This window comes from Bacteroides sp. DH3716P (assembly GCF_025914115.1).
Classification (GTDB): Bacteria; Bacteroidota; Bacteroidia; order Bacteroidales; family Bacteroidaceae; genus Bacteroides; species Bacteroides ovatus.
The window spans coordinates 6,629,609-6,631,091 of sequence record NZ_CP083673.1 but is presented as its reverse complement, the minus strand read 5'-3'; the positions used below and the strand labels follow the sequence as shown (position 1 = coordinate 6,631,091).

Sequence of the window (1,483 nt, the reverse complement as noted above, 5' to 3'; positions counted from 1 at the left end):
AATTCTGCTTGAGGTCTTGTGACTGTGAACAATCTTCCTTTTCCTCGGAAAAGAGTATTCTTCACACATAATTTGTCTTTATGTCTTTTTTGCGGCTTGTGGAAGCAGAAAATATCCTTCCACAGGCTGAAAGGCCTCGAAAGGAGGGAAGAGAAACAAGTCCAGCGACATGGGCGACAACAAAATGATTGTATCACTAAAATTTGAAAGGCAATGAAGATTATCATCCTGCATGATGCTGACGCACGCATCGAGTATCTTGACGTAGCCGACCATCTTATCGGCTCAGACATCGAGGAGTTTCTCACCAGACAGGGCTTCTCAGTGAACAACATCACATGGCTTGTCACATCGGCAGACCATATCCCAGTGGTTTACCACAAGTACGACATNGTGAACAACATCACATGGCTTGTCACATCGGCAGACCATATCCCAGTGGTTTACCACAAGTACGACATCGACCGCAAGACCGGCGAGGCAACCCACACCAAACGAGAGGCAGAACTGCAAGACCTCACTATCCACGGACAACTCCAGGCATTGCAGCACCGGGAGCAGGACGAACTGAAAGTAGCTCTTCGCAAGTACGGCACGGAAGCGGACGGAGGCTTTGAGGTGCATTTCGAGGGAGAACAGCCCATCGTGGCAGGTTATCTCTTTGACGAGCCTCGTGATATAGTCATAGATGCGGCACGTTTGGATGCTGACGGCAACTTGTCGCTTCTCGGAGAGGACAAGGAAGTGAGGGATGGACAATACGACATAGAGCCAAGCGACATCTTTGGCGGTCAGTTAGACTATGTCACGTCGAGTATAGGTGCATGGATGAAGGAGGAGCATGTATGACCCAGTGCATCGTATATGACGAGACTACCAAGGAGAGCNGGCAGCAACAAGTCTTTTGTCGCCAATACAAGGCAGACGAAGAAAGGATATTAATAACAAGGTAACGGCAAGCCTAACCAACTTGCCACACATATATTGATATGGAAAAGCAAATATTGAGTTTTAATGACTTGCCATCAGCATTGTCATTAGTAATAAACAAGCTGGAGATTTTAGAAGAAAAGTTTTCCACACTAATGACTCAAATTCAGCCCGATAAGGGATTGGAATGGCTTAGTGTTTCCGAATTGAGTGAGTATCTCCCTACCCATCCAGTTGAACACACAATCTATTGTTGGACAAGCAATAAACAAATACCATTCCATAAGAAGGGGAAACGTATCATGTTCCTCAAATCTGAAATTGATGAGTGGATGCAAGATAACAAGAGTAGGTCACGAGCAGAAATTATGAATGAAGCAATAGCTTATGTTCAATCAACAAGAAAAGTCATTTAAATAACAAGGTAACGGCAAGTCTAACCAACTTGCCACTATAACATTTTCACATTATGATTTACACTCACACTATCGGACGCATCGGAGCAAAGGATTGCCGCGTCATCACAGGTACACACGGAACATTCATGGCTGTT

The 1,483-nt window shown here is 45.0% G+C and carries 2 protein-coding genes and 1 pseudogene; all 3 read left to right on the top strand.

Features of this window, described 5'->3' with window-relative positions; genetic code table 11:
* Positions 1-438: 438 nt before the first annotated feature.
* Positions 439-849 (top strand): hypothetical protein, encoded by a 411-nt coding sequence (locus KQP79_RS25815; protein WP_264386603.1) that lies wholly within the window; start codon positions 439-441, stop codon positions 847-849.
* Positions 850-989: 140 nt separating this feature from the next.
* Positions 990-1,346, top strand: coding sequence for a helix-turn-helix domain-containing protein (locus KQP79_RS25810; RefSeq protein WP_007837478.1), 357 nt, complete (start codon positions 990-992; stop codon positions 1,344-1,346).
* A 53-nt stretch (positions 1,347-1,399) separates the two neighbouring features.
* Positions 1,400-1,483 (top strand): annotated as a pseudogene (locus KQP79_RS25805) (single-stranded DNA-binding protein); the annotation flags it as partial.

What these genes read in the sequence shown, in the direction of transcription:
- KQP79_RS25810 (WP_007837478.1), top strand. Translation starts at nt 990, where the DNA reads ATGGAAAAGCAAATATTGAGTTTTAATGACTTGCCATCAGCATTGTCA.